Annotated in this window: 21 protein-coding genes; 6 read left to right on the forward strand and 15 right to left on the reverse strand. The window is 46.9% G+C overall.

What is annotated here, in order from left to right; all coding sequences use genetic code 11:
• Window positions 1–55: 55 nt before the first annotated feature.
• The 6 genes from G9F50_RS08450 to sppA all read right to left on the reverse strand — a co-directional run bounded on the left by G9F50_RS08450 (window position 56) and on the right by sppA (window position 4455).
• Window positions 56–1042 (reverse strand): class I SAM-dependent methyltransferase, encoded by a 987-nt coding sequence (locus G9F50_RS08450; RefSeq protein ID WP_015240376.1) that lies wholly within the window; start codon window positions 1040–1042, stop codon window positions 56–58.
• A 61-nt stretch (window positions 1043–1103) separates the two neighbouring features.
• Window positions 1104–1607 (reverse strand): thiol peroxidase, encoded by a 504-nt coding sequence (gene tpx, locus G9F50_RS08455; RefSeq protein WP_007613091.1) that lies wholly within the window; start codon window positions 1605–1607, stop codon window positions 1104–1106.
• A 115-nt stretch (window positions 1608–1722) separates the two neighbouring features.
• Window positions 1723–2163, reverse strand: coding sequence for a GerW family sporulation protein (gene ytfJ / locus G9F50_RS08460; protein WP_003152423.1), 441 nt, complete (start codon window positions 2161–2163; stop codon window positions 1723–1725).
• Between the two features lie 12 nt (window positions 2164–2175).
• Window positions 2176–2865 carry a DUF2953 domain-containing protein gene (locus G9F50_RS08465; RefSeq protein WP_007408049.1) on the reverse strand — a complete coding sequence of 230 codons (690 nt, stop codon included), beginning with the start codon at window positions 2863–2865 and terminating at the stop codon, window positions 2176–2178.
• 77 nt (window positions 2866–2942) lie between these two features.
• A complete protein-coding gene (locus G9F50_RS08470; RefSeq protein ID WP_060562729.1) occupies window positions 2943–3434 on the reverse strand; it encodes an RDD family protein in 492 nt (163 codons plus the stop codon).
• A gap of 13 nt (window positions 3435–3447) precedes the next feature.
• Window positions 3448–4455 carry a signal peptide peptidase SppA gene (gene sppA / locus G9F50_RS08475; RefSeq protein WP_003152419.1) on the reverse strand — a complete coding sequence of 336 codons (1008 nt, stop codon included), beginning with the start codon at window positions 4453–4455 and terminating at the stop codon, window positions 3448–3450.
• Between the two features lie 181 nt (window positions 4456–4636).
• Here sppA and G9F50_RS08480 point away from each other — a divergent pair, with 181 nt between their 5' ends.
• Window positions 4637–5443: an NAD kinase gene (locus G9F50_RS08480; protein ID WP_015240378.1), complete on the forward strand. Its 807-nt coding sequence runs from the start codon at window positions 4637–4639 to the stop codon at window positions 5441–5443.
• A 16-nt stretch (window positions 5444–5459) separates the two neighbouring features.
• Here G9F50_RS08480 and G9F50_RS08485 read toward each other — a convergent pair whose 3' ends face one another.
• The 5 genes from G9F50_RS08485 to G9F50_RS08505 all read right to left on the reverse strand — a co-directional run bounded on the left by G9F50_RS08485 (window position 5460) and on the right by G9F50_RS08505 (window position 11470).
• Window positions 5460–7055: an amidohydrolase gene (locus G9F50_RS08485; protein ID WP_060562730.1), complete on the reverse strand. Its 1596-nt coding sequence runs from the start codon at window positions 7053–7055 to the stop codon at window positions 5460–5462.
• 23 nt (window positions 7056–7078) lie between these two features.
• Window positions 7079–8665 carry an acyl-CoA synthetase MbcS gene (gene mbcS / locus G9F50_RS08490; RefSeq protein ID WP_060562731.1) on the reverse strand — a complete coding sequence of 529 codons (1587 nt, stop codon included), beginning with the start codon at window positions 8663–8665 and terminating at the stop codon, window positions 7079–7081.
• A gap of 148 nt (window positions 8666–8813) precedes the next feature.
• Window positions 8814–9035, reverse strand: coding sequence for an alpha/beta-type small acid-soluble spore protein (locus G9F50_RS08495; RefSeq protein ID WP_007408043.1), 222 nt, complete (start codon window positions 9033–9035; stop codon window positions 8814–8816).
• Between the two features lie 80 nt (window positions 9036–9115).
• The gene (gene thiI, locus G9F50_RS08500) at window positions 9116–10321 is read right to left on the reverse strand and encodes a tRNA uracil 4-sulfurtransferase ThiI (protein WP_007408042.1); all 1206 of its coding nucleotides are present in this window, start codon (window positions 10319–10321) and stop codon (window positions 9116–9118) included.
• Between the two features lie 3 nt (window positions 10322–10324).
• Window positions 10325–11470 (reverse strand): cysteine desulfurase family protein, encoded by a 1146-nt coding sequence (locus tag G9F50_RS08505; protein ID WP_061046562.1) that lies wholly within the window; start codon window positions 11468–11470, stop codon window positions 10325–10327.
• Window positions 11471–11662: 192 nt separating this feature from the next.
• Between G9F50_RS08505 and brnQ the strand changes: the two genes are divergently transcribed.
• On the forward strand, window positions 11663–13003 hold the full coding sequence (brnQ, locus tag G9F50_RS08510) for a branched-chain amino acid transport system II carrier protein (protein WP_015240382.1): 1341 nt from the start codon (window positions 11663–11665) through the stop codon (window positions 13001–13003).
• A gap of 113 nt (window positions 13004–13116) precedes the next feature.
• Here the strand turns inward: brnQ and ezrA are convergent, their stop codons facing one another.
• Window positions 13117–14808, reverse strand: coding sequence for a septation ring formation regulator EzrA (ezrA, locus tag G9F50_RS08515; RefSeq protein ID WP_165406534.1), 1692 nt, complete (start codon window positions 14806–14808; stop codon window positions 13117–13119).
• 195 nt (window positions 14809–15003) lie between these two features.
• On the opposite strand from ezrA, the gene hisJ reads away from it, so the two are divergent.
• A complete protein-coding gene (gene hisJ, locus G9F50_RS08520) occupies window positions 15004–15816 on the forward strand; it encodes a histidinol-phosphatase HisJ (protein ID WP_060562734.1) in 813 nt (270 codons plus the stop codon).
• Here the strand turns inward: hisJ and refZ are convergent.
• Window positions 15806–16429, reverse strand: coding sequence for a forespore capture DNA-binding protein RefZ (gene refZ / locus G9F50_RS08525; protein WP_007408038.1), 624 nt, complete (start codon window positions 16427–16429; stop codon window positions 15806–15808). The genes hisJ and refZ overlap by 11 nt on opposite strands.
• 125 nt (window positions 16430–16554) lie before the next feature.
• On the opposite strand from refZ, the gene G9F50_RS08530 reads away from it, so the two are divergent.
• Window positions 16555–17037, forward strand: coding sequence for a GAF domain-containing protein (locus tag G9F50_RS08530; RefSeq protein WP_007408037.1), 483 nt, complete (start codon window positions 16555–16557; stop codon window positions 17035–17037).
• Between the two features lie 34 nt (window positions 17038–17071).
• Here the strand turns inward: G9F50_RS08530 and G9F50_RS08535 are convergent, their stop codons facing one another.
• Window positions 17072–18820, reverse strand: coding sequence for a sensor domain-containing diguanylate cyclase (locus G9F50_RS08535; RefSeq protein ID WP_165406535.1), 1749 nt, complete (start codon window positions 18818–18820; stop codon window positions 17072–17074).
• A 290-nt stretch (window positions 18821–19110) separates the two neighbouring features.
• On the opposite strand from G9F50_RS08535, the gene rpsD reads away from it, so the two are divergent.
• Window positions 19111–19713: a 30S ribosomal protein S4 gene (gene rpsD / locus G9F50_RS08545; protein WP_003152406.1), complete on the forward strand. Its 603-nt coding sequence runs from the start codon at window positions 19111–19113 to the stop codon at window positions 19711–19713.
• Window positions 19714–19968: 255 nt separating this feature from the next.
• Window positions 19969–21339, forward strand: a complete 1371-nt coding sequence (locus G9F50_RS08550; protein ID WP_165406536.1) for an aldehyde dehydrogenase — start codon at window positions 19969–19971, stop codon at window positions 21337–21339.
• A 137-nt stretch (window positions 21340–21476) separates the two neighbouring features.
• On the opposite strand, the gene G9F50_RS08555 is transcribed toward G9F50_RS08550, so the two are convergent.
• Window positions 21477–22034: an SMI1/KNR4 family protein gene (locus G9F50_RS08555; RefSeq protein WP_163094419.1), complete on the reverse strand. Its 558-nt coding sequence runs from the start codon at window positions 22032–22034 to the stop codon at window positions 21477–21479.
• Window positions 22035–22043: the final 9 nt, after the last annotated feature.

A 22043-nucleotide genomic window follows, 5' to 3' on the forward strand; every position in this document is an offset into this window, starting at 1 on the left:
ATTTTAAAAAGCAAAAGCAGCGCGGGATTTTGCACCTCACACTGCTTTTTCGCCATTATTTTTCTTTTTGAATCCATTGATCCAATTTTGCCATCATCTCCCGCATCGCCTGCTGGTTCGCAAAAGAAGGAAGATTCGCCAAAAGCGCTTGTTTCGGCGGCTTTGCGTCTTCGCCTTTTTTCTGCAAGATTAAAATGCTCTTTGCCTGCGCTTCGTCTTTAAACATAGTAGCCGGCAGCTGAAGAAGGGCGTTGATATACACTTTTTCCGCAAAAAACCGCTTCAGTTTATCGCTTTGCGCGCTGTCAAACAGATGGTTCGGAATCATAAAAAATAAGTATCCGCCCGGTTTTGTATGTTTGACGCTCTGCTCAATAAATAAGTGGTGAGCAAAAGAGTGGCCTTCATCCGCTTTCAGCTCAAACGCTTCAGCGCCTTCGTCATTCGGATAGTAGCCGACCGGCAAATCGCAGATGACCGCATCGGCCGGTTCGATAAATAACGGCTGAAGACTGTCCTGGCAGAACAGCTCCATTTCTTTTTCCTGCAGATTCGCCTGAGCATAAGCGATCTTCAGAAGGACATCGTCGATTTCAATGCCGAAGCTTTTTGCCGCTTTGTCAGAAAGCTGGTTTGCCGCGGTCAGCAGAAGATTTCCGGTGCCGCAGGCGGGGTCCAGCAATGTCAGGCCTTTTCGGCCGCCCGTAAATTTATTCACGAGGTAACTGATGAAAATGCCGATCGTATCAGGCGTCATCTGTCTGTTCGGATGGGACTTATCTTTCAGCCCTTTTAAAATGGCGAGCTGGAACGCCTTGCGGATCCATTCATGCTCCCATTTTCTGAAGTCTGCTTTCGCGAGCAGGCTGTTAAGCTCGCCGGTTTGCTTTTCCTGAAGCGGAAGCTGGTCGGCCTTTTCAAGAAAATACATTTCTCCCGCTTCCGCAAGCCCCTCAATATAAGAAATCTGAAGGCCTTCTGCTATCACTTGGGCGGCTTCATCTAAAAGTTCATAAATCTGACCGACATGGTCGTGTTGCATGCTGTTTCCTCCTTGCCATGAAAAGAGCTCCGCGGCAGCACCCGGAGCTCTTTTTCTCTCTTTACTTGATTAACGCTTTTGCAGCTTCGATAGGCTTTTCATAATTCGGGTGGTTTGTCGCTTCGCTTACGTATTCCGCGTAAACGACTTTTCCGTCCTGATCAAGGACGAATACGGAACGCGCCAAAAGACGAAGTTCTTTGATGTGAACACCGAATGCTTCACCAAATGACATCTCTTTATGATCCGATAATGTTTCAACTTTATCAATTCCGTTCGCTCCGCACCAGCGCGCTTGTGCAAACGGAAGGTCGGCGCTGATTGTATAAACGTTCACATCACCGAGTTTTGCGGCTTCTTCGTTGAAGCGGCGTGTCTGCGCGTCACATACGCCTGTGTCAATGGAAGGAATAACGGATATGATCGTTACTTTCCCTTTCATATCTGCTAATGTCTTCTCTTCTAATCCGTTTGTCAGAACCGTGAAGTCAGGAGCTTGGTCACCCGGTTTCACTTCTTGTCCGATCAGCGTCACGGCTCCGCCTTTAAATGTAATTTCAGCCATTCTGATTCCTCCCTTTATCTATGTATAGCTCTATCATAGTCGAGTTTTATGCAAACTGCAAAGGTTATGCCGCATCGTAAAAAAAGCTAACTGCGGGCGGCAGTTAACTTTTCTGTTATAAATCGATATCCGTTCTTTTTTGGTTCCGGCCTTTTTCATTCTTTTTAAACATATGCTGGATGCGTTCAATCGTTTGAGGCGCGGAGTCTAACAGTTTATCAATCAGATGGGTGTTTTCGTCTAAATGAAGCATGCGCACGCCGTTTGTTCCGACAATCAGAAACGCAATCGGCGTAATGGATACTCCGCCGCCGCTTCCGCCGCCGAACGGGAGCTTCTGCTCTTTTCTTTCATCATCATCGGTTCTTTTTTCAGCCGGCTTTCCTCCAAACTCGCTTCCGCCCGCCGCAAATCCGAAGCCGACCTTTGAAACCGTTAAGATTACGCTGCCGTCAGGCGTTTCAACAGGATCGCCGATGATTGTATTCACGTCAATCATTTCTTTTAAATTTTCCATAGCGGTTTTCATTAAACCTTGAATGGGATGGTCTGCCATATGCGCTCCTCCTTAAACTGATGAATCATTCTTTGAAGCAACCGGAACCGGCTGTTTCTTTCGTATGATAGAAAGTCCGTTCCGCCCGTATTTGAGCAATTTGAAAGCTGCACCTATAAGATGTCCAAAACGAAAAAAGAATATACACTGCAAATGCGTCTTGGATGCAGGCACTTGAAAAGACGGAATGACTTCGCACACCGGTTTATGTATGAAACGCAGATGATCATACAGCATCGCCGTAAGGCCTCCCTTTACGGCCCACAATCCGCCGGCGGCGATTCCCGTAACGGCGGCGTCCTTTATTCCGATAACCGTCACCCATTCGAACTTCGTAACACGGACTCCCGCAAGAAATGAAGCGGCGATTTGGCGCATCTGAAAGACTTGGTGCAGAATCATTTCTATTCTGTGAATGCTCTGTTTGACATCTTCATATGTGATTTTTTTCTTCTCTTTTTTCTGACCTTTCATTTCTGATTTTGTGTCCTGTTTGACATCAATTGACGCGTCTTCGCTGTTTACTTTAATGACGGGCAGCGTTTTTTTAATACGGATCAGCCCGTATAAGGCCGAGATTTTAAACGTCAGTTTGTCGTTATCTTTATCGTGAAGATATTCGAAAGTCAGGTGGATTTTCATCCTCATGAGCAGCCAGGCCAAAATGAGAATGAGAATAACAGCTGCTGCGGCATATCCCATAAGCTTCACTTCCTTAGCAGCATTATCGCCAAAATCAAAAAAAATAAACCCGGACGTTTATTCCGGGTTTACTGCTTTTATTTGCGGTACAGCGCTTCGTGAATCACCGTTGTGTCGGCGATCAGATCATGAATGCCCTGTTTTTTGGGCGTAAACGCAATGACGATATAGAGAATCCAGATTTTATCGATATAACGCCCCACCGCTTCTCTGAAAATGACGGTGCTCCAAGTCAGCGGCTTTCCGGGCGTCAAAGAAGTGACCTTTAACCCGAAGACCATCTTGCCGAGTGTCTGATGAAACCATTTCGTCATGAACACAAAATAGGCGAGGTAGACGATCAGGGTTGTGACGGAATAAGCTGAGATTGTAAACATTCCGCTTGTTGCCGGGAGCTTCATCAGCGTGAAAATCGGTGAAACGATGAGATGGTTAAGTCCCCAGACCACCAGCCAATCAAGAAGAAACGCCCAAAACCTGATCCAAAAGCCCGCATATGCCTGCTCGGGCGCCCTCTGTTGTTCGGCTTCCTCTTCTTTGCCGTGCAAGCCTTCGTAAGTCGCGTCCATTCTTTCTTCCCCCCTACTTTGCATAGAGATACATCATCCGCGGCGAACCGGATTGCGAAATGAGTTCTTTCATATTCAGAAAATCAATTTCGCTTTTAAACATTTTCGCTGCGCTCATGGAAAAGAGCGAGCCTAATCCGAATCCTTCCTCGTATGTGATGACTGAAGCGTTTTTCATATTTTTATGGTCCTTTTTCATCGCGCTGATCGTATCATCGTAAAAACCGAGCTCATCAACGAGGCCGATTTTTTTCGCTTGTCTGCCGTCGTAAACACGGCCGTCGGCAATTTTTTTCACATCCGCTTTTGACATGTGCCGGCCTTTTGAAATGACATTGACAAATCCTTCATAAGAATCGTTGACCATTGTCTGCATGATCTTTCTTTCTTCCTTCGTCATGTCGCGGGTCGGGGACATGATGTCTTTATGCGCGCCGCTTTTAATGGTTTCAAACTTGATGCCGAGTTCATCGGCGAGCTTGGAATAATTGACGCTTTCCATGATGACGCCCAGTGAACCCGTGAGCGTTTCCGGTGAAGCATAGATTTTATCGGCGGCCGTTGAAATATAATAGCCACCCGATGCCGCCATGGAGCCCATGGATACATAAATCGGTTTCTTCGTTTCTTTCTTTAGTTCTTCCAGTTTTTTATGTATTTCCGCGCTTTCGTACACGCCTCCGCCAGGGGAATTGATTTTCAGCACAATTCCTTTGACGCTTTTGTCTTCTTTCGCACGCTCAACCTGTTTTAAAAATGATCTGTGATCATACCCGCCTGAGCTGAGCAGGCCAGCGGACCCGCCGTTATCCTCAATCGTGCCGTCCACTTCAAGCACGGCGATTTTACTGCCGGGGCTGCCCTTATCCAGCGTCACTTCCTCTGTGTCATCTGTCAGTGATGCAAAGTCAGACCCTGTATCTCCGATATTCTTCAGCACCCCGACGGTCACACTTGCAATGACTGATACGCCGAAAATGCCGAGCGCGATGACGAGCGCAATCCATCTTTTTGCATTCATTTGTTCTCCTCCTTTTCTGTCAATATTCGTACGTTCCCCCGTAAAAAAAGATTCATTTTTTTCATGAAGCGCTTTCCCTTAACGGATAAACAGGAAACATGTTACACTATTGCCACAGGTATTTTAACACAATACCTGCTGGGAGAAAAACGTAAATATGACAGCAAAGGGGAATGGGGATATGACCGATCTTCGCCGCAATGTTTATTTTTTTCACAAACAAAACAACGAAACAAAAGAACAAGTCAGCTCTTTGAAGCAGCTTGCTGAATCGCACGGTTTTACAGTTGCGGCTCAACCGGAGGATGCCGGAATTATCGCCAGCATCGGCAGCGACGGCTCATTTCTGCAAGCCGTCAGAAAAACCGGATTCCGTGATGACTGCCTGTATGTCGGCATCGCTAAAAAAGGGAAAGCCCATTTGTACTGTGATTTTCACAGCGATGAACCTGAAAAAATGGCGGCCAGCATGACCGCGGAACAGCTTGAGGTCAGAAAATACCCGCTCATTCACGTAACGGTGGACGGCAGCAATCATTTTCACTGTTTAAACGAGGTTTCCATCCGTTCAAGCATTATTAAAACGTTTGTGATGGATGTGTTAATTGATGATCTTCATTTTGAGACGTTCAGAGGAGACGGGATGATCATTTCCACCCCGACGGGCAGCACTGCCTACAATAAATCTGTTTCAGGCGCCGTTGTTGATCCTTTGATTTCCTGCATGCAGGTATCCGAACTGGCGTCGTTGAACAACAACACATACCGTACACTCGGATCTTCGTTTATTTTAAGCTCAGACCGGAAGCTGACACTGCAGGTGGTGCAAGACGGCAATGAGCATCCGATTATCGGGCTTGATAATGAAGCGCTCAGCACGCGGAATGTCAAAAAGGTTGAGATTACACTATCCGATAAAAAAATCAAAACGGTGAAACTGAAAGACAATTCTTTCTGGGAAAAAGTAAAACGATCATTTTTATCATAAAAAAAGAGGACGGGCATCACTGCCTGTCCTCTTTTTCATATACGATACGGCCGCCGACGACGGTTTTGACAGCTTCCAATTCATGAAGCTTTTTCGGGTCCGTCCTGAACGGATCACCGCTGAGTACGGTAAAGTCGGCATCATAGCCGGGGGCGATACGGCCGCGGCTATGTTCTTTATGGATGATGGCCGCGCTTCCCTCCGTGTAAAGCTGAATGGCTTCGTACACGGTCAGGCACTCTTTTTCATAATAGGCCGGACCTTCCGGGTGCTGTTTGCTCGTACGGAGCACAGCCGATTGAATGCCCAGAAGCGGATCGGCCGGTTCTATCGGGGCATCTGAACCTCCGGCGCACAGCAGCCCTTTTGACAGCAGTGTTTTCCAGGCGAAAGCCGTTTTCATCCGCTCTTCTCCGAGCCGGTCAATCACCCACGGAAAATCACTGGCCACAAAATGCGGCTGAAGATCAAGTCCGATCGGCAGCCGGGCGGCTCTTTCAATCAATCCGTCATCTAATACTTGCGCATGAATGAGCCTGTCTAGCTGTCCGGGCTTTGCCGGGTATCTCTCGATAACATCCAGCACCTTTTCAAATGCAAGGTCGCCAATCGCGTGCACGGCAATCTCCATCCCTTTCTCTCTCGCTTTATAAACAAGAGCGGCAAGGGTTTCGTCATCATGCACCTGAACGCCGGAAACAGACGGATCATCATGGTAAGGCTTTTTCAATAGAGCGGTTCTGCCGCCGAGCGCGCCGTCAGCAAAAATTTTCATCGCTCCGTATTCCAGATAAGGTCCGGTCGATTTATCCAGAGCGCTCCAGCTGTCGACGGCTTCGTGATGAACGAGCAGATGGGCGCGAAAAGGATAAAGGCCGCTGCCGGTTAATGACTCGTACGCGGCAACGGGAACGGACGCGTCTCCGTAGTATGCCAGATCTTCTGAATGCCCGCCGGTCAGGCCTTTTGACCAGCAGTCCGTAATCGCCGTTTGAAGCGCGCGTTTGACATAGTGAAGTGAGACGGGCGGCAGGGCCTGTGTCACAAGCTCTTGGGCTTTATCCAGCAGGAGGCCTGTCGGACCGGTGCCGTCCCGGACGATAATTCCGCCGTTTGGATCGGGTGTTTCGGTTGTAATTCCCGCCGCGCGCAATGCGGCCGAATTAACCGCTGCGGCGTGCCGGCATACCCTCTTCAGCAGGACGGGCCGGTCGGGAAAGAGCGGGTCAAGGTCATGCTTCGTGACGTAATCCGGCTGTTCAAACAGATTTTCATCCCAGCCTTCGCCGATCAGCCATTCGCCATCTTCCAATTCACGCTCTGCTTCTTTTGCGGCCCGCAGTATCGCTTCTTTTGACGTCAGCTGCGACAAATCGAGGCGAAGCTGTTTTTCCCCGTGTCCGATTAAATGCATATGACTGTCCGTAAACCCCGGGAACATGACAGCCCCATGTAAATCGATTTCCTCCGTATCAGGCGAACCGTATGTTCCTTGGAGCTCCCGGAAGCTGCCCGTCTGCCTGACGACGCCTTCTTCGGTATAAATGGCTTCAGTGACATGATTCTTGCCCAGCATTGTATAGATAGTGCCGCCGTGCCAAATCGCTTTCATCCCCGCTCACCCTTTATCCTGTATTATGCTTTTTTATCAGCCTTCAGCCGTTCTTCACGCTGTCTCAGCTCCACACGTCTGATTTTTGCGGAAGCCGTTTTCGGCAGGCTTTCGACAAATTCAATTTCTCTCGGATATTTGTAAGGAGCCGTAATCGTTTTTACGTGGTTTTGCAGTTCTTTGACAAGTTCGTCACTGCGCTTTTCATCGTCTTGTAAAACGACATAAGCTTTTACGATTGAACCTCTGATTTCATCCGGGCTCGCCACGACGGCACATTCTTTCACTTCCGGATGCTTCACGAGCGCGTCCTCTACTTCAAAAGGCCCGATTGTATATCCGGAGCTGACGATGATGTCATCATTGCGGCTCTCAAACCAAAAGTAGCCGTCCTCGTCTTTTTTCGCGCGGTCTCCTGTAAGAAAGTAATCTCCGCGAATCTGCTTTTTCGTTCTTTCGGGATCTTTATAATATTCCTTGAATAAGGCCGGTGTGCTCAAATGCACGGCAATATCGCCCGTTTCGCCTGTTTCACATATTTCGCCTTTATCGTTTATAATCTCCACTTGATTTCCAGGGGTCGGTTTGCCCATGCTTCCCGGCTTAATATCCATGTCCTTCAGGACGCCGACTAACAGGGTGCTCTCCGTTTGGCCGTATCCGTCTCTCACTTTAATGCCGAAATGCTTCCGGAATACGTCAATGACTTCCCGGTTTAATGGCTCACCCGCAGAAACTGCGCTGTGAAGGGCAGAAAGATCATATTTGTCCAACTCCTCCACTTTTGCCATCAGGCGGTATTCCGTCGGGGTACAGCAGAAGACATTTACTTGATGGCGCTCCAGCAGCTCTAAATACGTCTTGGCGTTGAATCTGCCGTGATAAATGACTCCTGTCGCGCCGCTTCCCAGAATTGCGAGCAGCGGGCTCCACACCCATTTCTGCCAGCCGGGCGCCGCGGTGGCCCACACTGTATCGTCTTCAGAAATATCCAGCCATGCACCGGCTGATGTTTTTAAATGGGCAAAGGCCCAGCCGTGTGTATGTACAACGCCTTTAGGCTGGCCGGTCGTGCCTGAAGTATAGGACAAAAACGCCATGTCTTCTCTTGTTGTATCAGCTGTTTGAAAACTGTCTCTGTCCGCTTCAATCGTTAGGAGGTTTTTCCAGCCGGCATCATTTTCACCGATTGACAATGTCACCAGCTGCTCGGTATTCACCTCGTCAAACGCGTTTATAAATGAAGGATAAACGATAGCGCCTTTCACTTCGGCGTGTTTGATCCGGTATTCAAGGTCTTTGGCGCGCAGCATTTCCGAGCAAGGAATGACGACCATCCCCGCTTTTAAGATCGCTAAATAAACGGCATACGCTTCAAGCACTCTCGGAACCATAACAATCAGCTTATCGCCTTTTTCAAATCCGAGACCTTTCAGGCGGGCTCCGATTTTATTCGTTTCTTCCATCAATTTTTCATACGTCCAGACTTTCTTGCCGCCTGTTTGATCTTCCCAAATAAGCGCGTTCTTCTCTTTGGAACGGCTGAACTTTTCGATTTCATTTACAAGGTTATAGTTCTTTGGGGCGATTAAATCTTCTCGTTTTAACACGAACAACTCCTCACTTTCTTTCCCCATTATACATAAACATAGGCCATTACAATAAAAATATGCATAAATTGCTTCCCGCCTTCTATCTATACTCATGAAAAAAGAGCGGGGAATTCCCCGCTCTCTTAGCCATTATGTGAAGTTGTGATTAAAACTGCTGCTGGCTGCTTCCGCCCATGCTTTGCTGAGCAAAAGAGACAAGACGTTTTGTGATTTCTCCACCGACAGAACCGTTAGCGCGAGAAGTTGTTTCCGGTCCAAGGTTTACACCGAATTCAGAAGCGATTTCATACTTCATTTGGTCGATAGCTTGAGCAGCGCCTGGCACTAAAAGCTGGTTGCTGTTTCCGCTGTTTGATTGTTGTGACATGTGTATCACCTCCTTGTGAGTATAGAATGTGATAAAACACATGTCTTCATTCAAAAAAACTTTGGTAATTGTATACAGTTTTAAAACAGGCCGGCAAACTTATCGTGAGCTTCCTGCTCCGAGTAAACAGTGATGGTTTCGATGCCGGCAGCGGCCTCTGCAATCAGCGGTTCAAAATCAACGAAGCTTTCGAAGTGCTCGATTTTTTCTTTTTTCGGGCGTGTTTTCGGACTTGGCGGCGTAAAGATGGTGCAGCAGTCCTCAAACGGCTGAATGCTTGTTTCATAAGTGCCGATTTCTTTTGATTTCTCGATGATTTCTGTTTTGTCCATTCCGATTAAAGGGCGTAAAATCGGCGTTGCCGTCACCGCATTGATCGCATACATGCTTTCAAGCGTCTGGCTCGCTACCTGCCCGAGGCTTTCTCCCGTAATGATCGCGAGCGCTTTCCGTTCTTCTCTGATTCTGTCCGCGATTTGCAGCATAAGACGCCGCGTCGCCGTCATCGTATAGTTCTCCGGGATTTGTTTTTGGATGAGTTCCTGCGTCTTTGTAAACGGCACAATATGAAGTGTCATACTGCCGCCGAACTTCGCGAGGCATCCCGCGAGATCCATGACTTTCTGCTTTGCCCGTTCACTCGTATACGGCGGACTGAAAAAATGTACGGCTTCAACTGATAATCCCCGTTTCATCGCGTAAAAACCGGCGACCGGACTGTCAAAACCGCCGGAAAGCATCAGCATCGCTTTACCCGCGGAACCGACAGGAAGGCCTCCGGCGCCTTTTTCGTTACGAATGGTCAGGAACGTCGCTTCCTCTCTGATTTCAATCCGAAGCGGAATATCGGGATGTTTCACATCGACGGTTAATCCATCCGTGTTTTTCAAAATGTGGCCGCCGATTTCAGCGTTCATCGCATTCGTATCTAATTCAAACTGTTTGTAAGCCCGTTTGGTCTCGACCTTAAACGTATTCCCCGGTTTATATTCGCCTTCTATCGCGGCTAAAGCCGTTTTTTTAATGTCTTCCAGCTTGCTTTCGCATTTAATTGCGAGACTAAAGCTTTGAATGCCGAATATATTCTTTAATAAGGAACAAATTTCCTCCGGGTTTTCTCCATTAAGTGTAATTGACATCCGGTCCCGGTTTGAAAAGTATTTTACTTTTTTATAATCCTTTAATACCAGGCGGATATTCTGTTTTAATCTTTCAATAAAACTGCGTCTGTTTTTTCCTTTTGTGGATATTTCACCAAAACGGATTAAAATATGATCGTAATTCATATGCTACCTCATCATTTTTTTTAGTTTTTGAACAGCCGGCGCCAGCGCGGCCATAAACGGCTCTGTGATGTCAGCCGTATGGCTGAAGTTCAGGCTGACTCTGATGCTGCTTGATGCAATCTGTTCGCCTTTATTCATCTGCAGAAGAACACGGCTCGGTTTGTGCTCTCTTGCCGAACATGCCGCGGTTGTGGAAACATATATTCCTTTTTCCTCAAGCATGTGCAGCAGCACTTCCGCCTTCACGCCCGGAACGGAAAAATTAATGATATGCGGCGCGCTGTTTTCAGCGGGGGTGTTGATAACGACCCCGTCCGTCCCGCTCAGCCTTTCCATGAGCGCATTCTTGGCAGCCTCCACGGAAGAAAGCCGCTCATTCATATCACGCGCGGAAAGATTGATCGCTTTCGCAAGGGAAACGGCGCCTGCCGTGTGTTCCGTTCCGGCGCGGACACCTTTTTGCTGCGAGCCGCCCGTGATAAGCGGAATGAGCCGCGTTCCTTTTTTGACGATAAGCGCTCCGGTCCCTTTTAAGCCGTGAAACTTATGCCCTGAAACGGTGCAAAGGTCAATGCCCGCTTCTTCTATAGACAGCGGAACTTTATGAATGCCCTGCACATGATCAACATGAAACAGAATATTCCGGTGCTGCTTCAAAAACCCGCCGATTTCCTTTACGGGCTGAATGGAGCCGACTTCGTTATTGACATGCATGACGCTGACGATTATCGTATCCGGCCTGATAGCCGATTTGACGTCTTTCAAAGAGACGAAGCCGTTTTGATCGGCCGGAAGATATGTGACTTCAAAGCCGAACAGCTCTGTCAGCTGATCAAGCGTCTCCGTCACAGAAGGATGCTCAATCGCCGAAGCAATGATATGTCTTCCTTTACTCATGTTTGCCCAGGCCGCTCCCTTTAACGCCGCGTTATTCGCCTCAGTCGCGCCTGATGTAAATACAATATCATAATTTTTTAAACGCAAGGTTTTTTTTATTTGCTGAGCGGCCGCTTCAAGGAGCTGTTCCGTCTCAGTTCCTAACCGGTGCAGAGACGAAGGATTGCCGAAATAACGGCTGCTCGTCTGTTTATACACTTCCAAAACCTCTTCATACGGCTCGGTCGTTGAGCTGTTGTCTAAATATATCATTTTTTTACTCCTTTAATGAAAACGGTACATCGTATGATATTTATGCTACCATAACAAAAGTAAATATAAATTCGCAATAAATCGAGTATTGACTTCTCTGTACATTGCCATATAATAAGTAATGTTCGTTTTGTTATATTATCTGACAATTAATTGACAGAATATTTCAACATAGTATTTAGGAGGATTTTTATGAAACACTCACTACCTGTCAAAGATACCGTTATTATCGGTTTCATGCTTTTCGCACTTTTTTTCGGGGCAGGAAATATGATATATCCGCCGGAGCTCGGGCAAGCGGCGGGGCATAATGTCTGGAAAGCGATGGGCGGTTTCTTACTGACCGGCGTTGGTCTGCCGCTTTTGGGTATTATCGCCATCGCATTAACGGGCAAAGACGCGAAAGGGCTTGCCGATAAAGCTCATCCGGTATTCGGGACTATTTTCACCGTTGTGCTTTATTTATCAATCGGGCCGCTTTTCGCGATTCCGAGAACCGGAACCGTTTCATATGAAATCGGTGCAGTTCCGTTTTTAAGCGGCATTCCGGAAAGATTATCTTTATTTGTTTTCACGTTGATCTTTTTTTCTATTACGTATTATTTAGCTCTTAATCCTTCCAAAATCGTGGACAGAGTCGGAAAGATTTTGACTCCTATTAAATTCGGTATTATTTTAATCATCGTCGTAAAAGCGATTGTCACTCCGATGGGCGGGCTGGGCGCCGTACATCAGGCATATTCCGGAACACCGGTGTTCAAAGGGTTTTTGGAAGGCTATAAAACAATGGATGCGCTCGCCTCGATCGTCTTCGGCGTCGTTGTCGTCAACGCTGTTAAAAGCAGGGGCGTCACCCAGCGTAAAGCGCTCGCCGCCGCTTGTATTAAAGCGGGTCTGATTGCAGCGGCAGGTTTGACATTCATTTATTTATCTTTGGCCTATTTGGGAGCGACAAGCACGGACGCTGTGGGGCCGCTCGGCGAAGGCGCAAAGATTTTATCAGCTTCATCTGATTACCTGTTCGGTTCACTGGGAAACATCGTTCTCGGCGCCGCCATCACCGTTGCGTGTTTAACGACAAGCATCGGGCTTGTCACATCTTGCGGCGAATATTTTTCAAAATTGATTCCAGCTTTATCATACAAAATGGTGGTTACGATTGTCACGCTGTTCAGTCTGGCGATTTCAAATTTCGGACTTGCCGAGATTATTGCATTTTCAGTTCCTATTTTATCAGCCATTTACCCGCTGGCGATTGTCATTATCGTCCTTTCCTTTATTGATAAAATCTTTAAGGAAAGACGCGAAGTCTATATCGCCTGCCTGATCGGAACGGGGCTGTTCAGTATCCTGGACGGTTTGAAGGCAGCCGGCATTCCGCTCGGATCATTAGATTCATTCTTAAACGCAAATCTTCCGCTTTACAGCATGGGAATCGGCTGGGTGCTTCCGGGCATTGCCGGAGCGATCATCGGCTGCATTATCACGTTTTTTACCAGCCCGCCCATCGAATTAAATAAAGCAAAATCGTAACATTCAGCGCCTGCGGTTTGATGTATATCAGCCGCAGGCGCTTTTTATATTCCGTGAGAAACTAAAAAACTGCACCTCTGATTTCCATCAGGGTGCAGTTTTTGCTTATGCGTCTATGAAGCAGATTGATCAGCTTTAATTTTTTTCACGGCGCCGGGAGCTGCTTTTTCAACAGCATCTGCCGCCATCTCATAAGCTTCATTATAGCTGTAAGCATAAAACAGCCGTTCCGCTTCTTTCAGCTGTTCGGATAAAATATGATTCTGGCTTCGGAAGCGGTTGCCGTACTGGATGATCCGCTCAATCAGCTTCACCTGAATCACAAGATCTTCCGCCTCTTCGCTGACTTCCTCAACCACCTTTTCGGCTTCAGCCAGATGTTTGGCGGCTTCCTCCATGTTCAGCGGCAGCTCTTCCAATTGGCTGACGGTTTCTTCTATATGATGATTTGCCGTCTCGAGCTTGTCCTTGACTTGTTCAGGAATTCCCGGCACGTTGCTTTTTTGCAGCATTCGGGCCGTGTCAGAAATGGTTTTCCGAAGATTCATCAGCGTTTCCCGCGCCTGCAGTTCTTCTTTTCTGAGCGCCTGCAGATTTTCACGGTATTCGGCATGTTCTTTCTGAGCCTCTTCCATCTGCTTTTCGATGGCCTCGACTTCTTCAATCAGCAGCGAGTAAGCGACATGCTCACCGTCAAGCTTTTCTCTCGCCTGCTCAAGGAGCCGGCCGATCGTTTCCAGCTGTTTTTCGAAGGCATGCTGTCTGCCGATTTCTCCCGCCGTCAGCTGATAGCTTTCCTTGACGAGCTCCGTTTCGGTTTTTGTGCGGTCTTTTTCTTCCTCAAGCTTCTCATACGCGATGATCAGCTCAGGCATTTTGCTTAATACGGACTGTCCGGCTTCCACTTCGCCTTCCAGCTGTTCATACATCGATTGAATGGTTTCATCAATCAGCTGAAGGATGGCGGACGCTTCGTCGACATCCAAATCTTCCAAAAGCGCGTTTTCGGCCCGTTTCACTTGATTTGTGAGGGTCTCCAGCTCTTTTTCGATTTGAATATGCTCCAATTTGTAGCCTTTTTCCGTCATTTCCCGGTAGCCGTCTTTCAGCTTGGCAATTTGGTTCGGCACGGTCTGTTTACAGTCCGCAAGCAGTTTCGGAACGTCATCTATGTATGTCTGAAGCTGATCCAGTCTGCGGTCCTGTTCAAGCAGCACTTTTCTCGCTTTGATGTAATTGCCGCTTTCCGTCTCTTCTTCGAACTCTTTTATGCCGCTCCAGATTTCGTCGAGATCCGTCTCCAGGCTGTTATAAAGCTCTCCGTAGAGATGGCTGTACGCCAGAAGGTTTTTCCGCGCTTTTGAATACCGCTCACGCACCTGTTCAATCTCTCCGCGGCTTTTTTCCTCGCTCGTCACAAGGTCGCTGATCTCACGCAGTATGCCTTCTATATTTGATTCGGCTGCAGTGAGGAGGTCGTCGATGTGGACAAGCACCTGATTCGCTTTTTTAAACCGATATTTGTCGGCGTTCTCTTCGGCATCATAAAGGAGCTCTTCTACTTTCGGCAGATGGGCTGTGACAATTTCATCCCACTCCTCGCGCCATCTTTCAAAGAACTCTTCCGTCTCTCCGGTCATTTTCAGATGTTTGATCTTGGACATTTCTTCCACTATCGAACGGTTTAAAATTTCAATCTTCCATGACTCCAGCCGGTCAATTTCCGTATAAATTTTTTTCCTGAAAAAGTAGCCCGCCGCAAAGAGCGCGAGCAGTATAACCAATAATCCGATGACTAACTCCATAATGAGCCCCCTTGTTGTTCTCTTAATCTGTCAGGGTGTTTTATGTATTCAGAAAGATTTCAATATATGTATTGAGAAAATCTGTCGTTTTCATTGTTATTATGATACCATGTAACCAACATTTTTTGACCAGAAATCAAAAACTTTTTGCATAATTTCGGCAGGATTCTGCAATTTTTTAATGGAGTGACACAAATGGAAAAACGAGACGCTCATATCCACACGCCTTTTTGCCCTCACGGCTCGAAGGATGCGCTGAAACAATATGTCGAAAAGGCCCTGGAAAGAGGCTTTGACTCGATCACATTTACAGAGCACGCCCCCCTTCCTCCGTCATTTCAAGATCCCGTACCGCTTCAGGACAGCGCGATGGATCTCAGACAGATGGAGGTTTATTTGGAGCGGCTGTCACAGCTGAAAAAGGAATACGATGGACAAATCAGCATTCTGACTGGGCTAGAAACCGATTTTATCACAGGGTATGAAGAGGAAACCGCGGCGTTTCTGAACACGTACGGCCCCTCACTGGATGACGGCATTTTATCCGTTCATTTTTTGAAAACCGGCCCGTCTTATATATGCCTAGATTTTGACGAGCACGCCTTTCAGCAGCTTGCCGACCGCTTCGGAAGCGTTGAAGCCGTATATGAACAATACTATGAAACTGTGTATTCTTCCATTGTAACACCGCTCGGCCCCTTTAAGCCAAAACGGGTCGGCCATATCACGCTCGTCAAAAAATTCGCGCGCCTTTTCCCTTACAGCATGTCACCTCAAATAAGAGAGCTTGCGGCCCGCTGTCTTGACGCCGTGAAAGAACACGGAATGGAGCTGGATGTGAATACATCCGGGCTCAGAAAGAAGTTTGCCGGGGAAGTATACATGGAGGATTGGATGGCTGAGACGGCGAAGCAAAAAAAAATCCCGCTCATATTCGGGTCGGACGCCCATCAAGCGGAAGATGTCGGCAGTTCCTACGACACGTACAAAAACATCATTACTTCATAAGCGCCGCATCAGGCCGTCGGAACACGCTTTCGATCCAGATCTTCACCTCTTCAAAATACCTTTTATAAAAGTACGGCTCATGAGGCTGCATATAGAGCACCTCCGTAATATATTGAGGCTGGAGATACGGCATCATCAAGAGGGATTTCAATTGCAGAATAAAATGCGGCACGGGCAGCGTCAGCCGTCTATGGCGTGACTGCCCTTCTTCAATCACCAGCTGGAAAATATATTTTTCTTTCATTAAGTAAGTAGACATAATTTCCCTGATAAGCACGGAATCAATCGTCACTTCCCGGTATACAAACCGCGTTAATTGACGGTTATCGTGCTGATAGGATAAAATATCGAAAATCACCCGCAGGATGCGTTCCTGCGCGTCTTCACCGTTCATACTGACGGCGGCTTTTTCCAGCGCTTCAGTATAGCCTTCGTAAAACTCGGAAACTAAATGTTCCATTAATCCGCCTTTCCCTTTAAAATAGTAGGAGATGTGCGCAACATTTACATCAGCTGACTTTGCGATTTCACGGACGGACGTGCCGGAATAACCTTTTTGGTTAAACAGCTGGACAGCGGCGTTAATAATTTTGTCTTTGGTGCTTACTTTCATACGGCTCACCCCTTTATGTGTAACAATTCAAGCAGAAAGGCGCCGTTCCTGTAAGAACTTCTCGACAAATGCCGGCAGAACGGCCGGAACTTTGTTTGATATTATAGAAAAAGTGAGGGTTTTCCATGTTTCATGTCGAAAAACAATCCGGAGATAAAGAAAAAAGTTATCAGCTTCTGCTTAAACAGCTCGAAGCCATGACAGAAGATGAAACGGATGCGATCGCAAATTACGCGAATGCGTCAGCGCTTTTATACCATTCATTACATGAAGTCAACTGGGCGGGGTTTTACTTCGCTAAAGAGGGCGAGCTCGTGCTCGGACCGTTTCAAGGACTTCCTGCCTGTGTGCGCATTCCGTTCGGCAGAGGCGTATGCGGCACTGCCTACTCTAATGGCGACGTGCAGCGGATTGCCGATGTGAATGCGTTCCCGGGACATATCGCCTGTGACGCGGCTTCCCAGTCAGAAATCGTCCTCCCGATCCGCGTAAACGGTGAAGTGATCGGTGTGCTGGACATTGACAGCCCCGTGAAAAACCGTTTTGATGAAACGGATGAAACTTATTTAGCAAAGTTTGTTGAAACGCTTGAAAAACGATTAGGATAAAAAAAGGAGCCCGGCCGGCAGGCCGGCTCCTTTTTTATGTCGTCGTGCTGTTTTGATGGATGATCAGCCGGTTTTTGCCGCTCCGTTTGGCGATATAAAGCGCCTCATCCGCTTGCTGAACGAGCAATTTCAACGGCATCGGGCCGGTCTTTGACCAGCAGGAAACGCCGCAGGAAATCGTCACGCGCGGCTCGGTGTTTTCCCGGATGGCGCGAACCAGCCTTTTAGCGATGCGTTCTCCGGATGACACGTTGATATTCGGCAGATAGACAGCCAGCTCCTCGCCCCCCCACCTCGCAGCGACATCATGCTCACGAATATGGTTCTTCATAACGGAGGCCACCTGAATCAGGATCGAATCTCCCGTTTGATGACCGTATGTATCATTAATATTTTTGAAATTATCGATATCAACGAGGATGAATACACCCCGTTTATGAATTTTCATGCTGTATTGAATTTTCTCATCCAAATAGGTTCTTGAATACAGCTCCGTCAGCTGGTCTGTCTGAACAAGATGCTCAAGCCTGTCGCGCAGCATGGAGTTCGTGACCGCCAATGTCGCATGGTGAATGAGCGCTTGAAAAAGCTTATACATTTCAAACGTAAAAGCATACAAATCCTTTTTCAATAAAATCGCGAACCCGAAGACGGTGTCATTTTCGATCATCGGCACCGCCATCAGCGAGCCGAAACCGTTTTCGCCGAATACAGTCTTTCCGCTGCCGATAAACACGCCCTTTTCTCCCTCGAACAGCTTTTCTTTCACAATGCTGATATAGGGGTTCGCACGTTCTGTCTTAAAAAAAGCGGTATGTCCCGGAAGCAGATTTTGCGTCTCAAAATGATCAATATGAAAAAAAGCCACTTCTTCCGCATGAAACGATTGGGTCATAATGGCGGCGAGCTCCCGCATCGTATCAGTGAGTCTGAGGCGCTGATTCAGCTGGCGCGATGTTTCATTAATGAGCTCCAGATTCGCAATGCTTTTTTTCGATTGCTCATAGAGCTGCGCATTTTCAAATGCTTTTCCCGCTGCGCCCGCAAGCAGCAGCATTTCACTGAGAGTACTGCACGAAAGAACGGCATCCTGCAGCCCCTCCGTCTTCAGAACCCCGTAAGTCCCCTGCTGGCCTTTGATCGGCAGATAAGCAGATGACCTGCCTTTTCTGAGCAGTCTCCCCGATAAATAAACCTTCAGGGCAGACGGATCGGCATCTTTTCCGTCCATATGTAATTCTTTTGCGGGAAGCTGTCTGTCCGTATCCTGATCCTGCGTGATAAACAGTGAAAAGCGGAAAGACCGGAAAGCCGTACTCAAACTTGCCTGCAGTTTTTCCAAAACCTCATTTTGGTCCAAAAGCGAATGGAACATTTCTGTCATTCTGTGAATTTTCCGCTGATGCTTCGTTTTGTCAAACAGCCCGCTTTGTCTCACAGATTGATTAATAAACTGAGTAACGATCTCAGGCAATGATTCCGGGATCGGCAGCCCGCCTTCCGAGCACAGATAAAAGGATCTGCCGGAGGTCTGATTCCTGATCATAAAACGGCCGTCACTCTCTTTCAGCGGAGCATAATGCGGTTCATCTTCTGTTTTTATGGTGAAACGTGTTGATTCTGCCGGTGAAAGGGTCAATGAAAGAGATGTAAAGCAGGATTCTAGAGCTGAGGCCAGCCATAACAGCGAGTCGGATAATGAGACGGATTCAGATTTCGTTAAGAAAAAAGAAAGCATTTTCTGATGAAAGGCCGTCACTTCATCAATTGTTTGTTTTTTCATTTTTATCACCTAAACATGTACTACTCATTTTTGTACATTATATCATAAACCGGCACTCTTCATGGAGAAATGGTTGACGGCGGCGGAGAAAAATCATATAATGTTCTTTGTGTGAAATATTGCAGCCTTTTTGTTCAGCTTCTGTGTTTGCATTTTGTTCCTTAGCTGTAAGGTGTATCGTGTAACTCTCTGCTGCTGGAGCGAGGATACATGAAAACAAAATGTGCACGGTCGGATCGAACAGACGGTTTTTATTTTCCACAAAATAAAACCAAAGGAGGAGTCACATTATGGCTCGCTATACAGGTCCATCTTGGAAACTGTCTCGCCGTTTAGGAATCTCTCTTAGCGGTACAGGTAAAGAATTAGAAAAACGCCCTTACGCACCAGGTCCCCACGGTCCGGGACAGCGTAAAAAACTATCAGAATACGGTTTGCAATTGCAAGAAAAGCAAAAACTTCGTCACATGTACGGTGTAAACGAACGTCAATTCCGCACATTGTTTGACAAAGCTGCAAAAATGACTGGTAAACACGGCGAAAACTTCATGATTCTTTTAGATGCACGTCTTGATAACGTTGTGTACAAGCTCGGTCTTGCACGCACTCGCCGTCAAGCACGCCAATTAGTTAACCACGGTCACATCCTTGTTGACGGAAGCCGCGTTGACATTCCGTCTTACCAAGTAAAACCTGGTCAAACAATCGGTGTTCGCGAAAAATCAAGAAACCTTTCTATCATCAAAGAATCTGTAGAAGTAAACAACTTCGTTCCTGAGTACCTTACTTTCGACGCTGAAAAGCTTGAAGGTACATTCACTCGTCTTCCAGAGCGCTCTGAGCTTGCTCCGGAAATTAACGAAGCGCTTATCGTTGAGTTCTACTCTCGTTAAGTAAAACGCTCTTTAAAGAGCATTGGATTAAACCCTGGACATGTTGTAATGACAATGTTTCCGGGGTTTTTCTTTTGGGCTGTCAGAATAATGGGCAGATGCTCCCTCTCTTTATTAAAAAAGCCCCTGTCCGGGGCTTTTTTTATGTGCCTACTGGCTTTTCAGCTACATGTACATTAGAAAAATCCCAATTTGACAAGCAGAAGCGATTTTTTACATAATGAATCATCATACCTTACAAAAAGGAGAGACGGAATGAACAGCATCCCCTCTATCGTCAGCAAGCACAAAGCCTATTTTGCGGCGGGGCATACGAGACAGCTAGAATCGAGACTGAACATGCTGCAAAAGCTGAAACAAGCCATCAAAACACAAGAAGCCGATATAACAGCCGCTCTCTATCAGGATCTCCACAAATCCGAACAGGAGTCGTACACAACAGAAATCGGAATTGTACTGGAGGAAATCAGTTTTGTGATGAAGCGGCTTGGGAAATGGATCAAACCGAAACGAGCCAAAACGCCTCTGACTCACCTAGGCTCCAAGAGCATCATCATCCCTGAGCCGTATGGAACCGTTTTGGTGATTGCGCCTTGGAACTATCCCTTGCAGCTGGCGCTTTCACCCTTGATTGGAGCCATTGCGGCCGGAAACACAGTCGTTCTTAAACCGTCAGAATATACGCCGGCGGTTTCCGCTGTTCTTTCCAAACTCATCAGCATCGTTTTTCCGAGTGACTATGTCGCTATGGCGGAGGGCGGACCCGACGTCAGCACTGTGTTATTACAGCAGCCCTTTGACTATATTTTCTTCACCGGAAGCGTTGCCGTGGGAAAAATCGTCATGGAGGCCGCCGCCAAACAATTAATTCCCGTTACCTTGGAGCTCGGCGGCAAAAGTCCCTGCATTGTCCATAAGGATGCTGATATACAGCTTGCCGCCAAACGCATCGTCTTCGGGAAATTTACAAATGCAGGGCAAACCTGCATCGCACCGGATTATTTATTTGTCCACCAAGATATCAAAACGAAGCTCACAGAAGAAATGAAGCGTTCGATCAGCGAATTTTACGGCCCTCAGCCTGAACAAAATCCGCAGTACGGCAAAATCGTCAGTGAACGCCACTATCAGCGGCTGCTCAGCTTTCTGCATGATGGCATCCCGCTCACAGGCGGACAATCTGATCCCGCTCATCATAAAATTGCGCCGACCATTCTCGAACAAGTGAGGGATGACTCTCCAGTGATGCAGGAGGAGATTTTCGGGCCGATTCTTCCGCTCTTTACATACCGTGATATCGGGGAAGTCATTGAGAAAGTCCAATCACGCCCAAAGCCGCTCGCCCTGTATCTCTTCACCACAAACAAAGAAACTGAGCGCGCTGTTTTAGAGAATCTGTCGTTTGGCGGAGGCTGTGTCAATGATACGTTAATGCATGTTGCGACGCCGTATTTGCCATTCGGCGGCGTCGGGGAAAGCGGCATCGGCAGCTATCACGGATTTGACAGCTTTAACACGTTTACGCACAAAAAAAGCGTCGTCAAACAAACGAACCGCTTCGACTTCGCTTTCCGTTATCCTTCTTCCAAAAACGGGCTGCGAATGATTAGGAAAATACTTAAATAAAAAAGCGCAGAGTATCTGCGCTTTTTATAAATCCTCTATACACCAATTAATCGGTTCGTCTCTTAAATTAAACCTATTTTTAAAAGTTCAAATCGAAGTCTAATAGTAAAAATGAACCAACCCAACTGTAGGAAAGGTTAATCCTCATCACCCTGGTGAGTCCTATAATAATTCTCAGCAGTGTAGATATTCCATTCCCAAAAACTTGATCCCTGAGATAAAATATACCTATCTAAAAATATCTCAAAATTAAGTTGCATTGGTTCATACTCGACAAATCCGTGGAACCATAAATAGTTTGGATCTGTGGATATTTTGGTTTTGTCAATTAACAAATAACATCCGTCTAACAGATGTGCGACGGGAATAAACTGAGGCTTTAAAAAACCATTTTGCATATACTTTTCAATCTCTTCTAAATTAAGAATATGCAACCCCCCACCTACATTCTCACCGTAAATCAACAAATCAAATATTCTGGCTCCGTTATGCAATTTTAAAAAGGTTTTATAATCTTCAGGAAGTGAGACTTTTATTTTCTTCTCAAAACTCTCAATCTCCAGATCTGTTGCACCTTTAGAAAAAGTACATTCTGTTTCTAAAAGAGTTCCTTCATTCCCTGAAATTTTCAAGCGGCCTTTTTCATCAATTAATTCTTTTAGACCCTGGATCGTTTTTTCAACAAAAACCGCCATTAAGCCACC

The sequence above is a fragment of the Bacillus sp. EKM206B genome (assembly GCF_011066015.1).
Lineage (GTDB): Bacteria > Bacillota > Bacilli > Bacillales > Bacillaceae > Bacillus > Bacillus velezensis.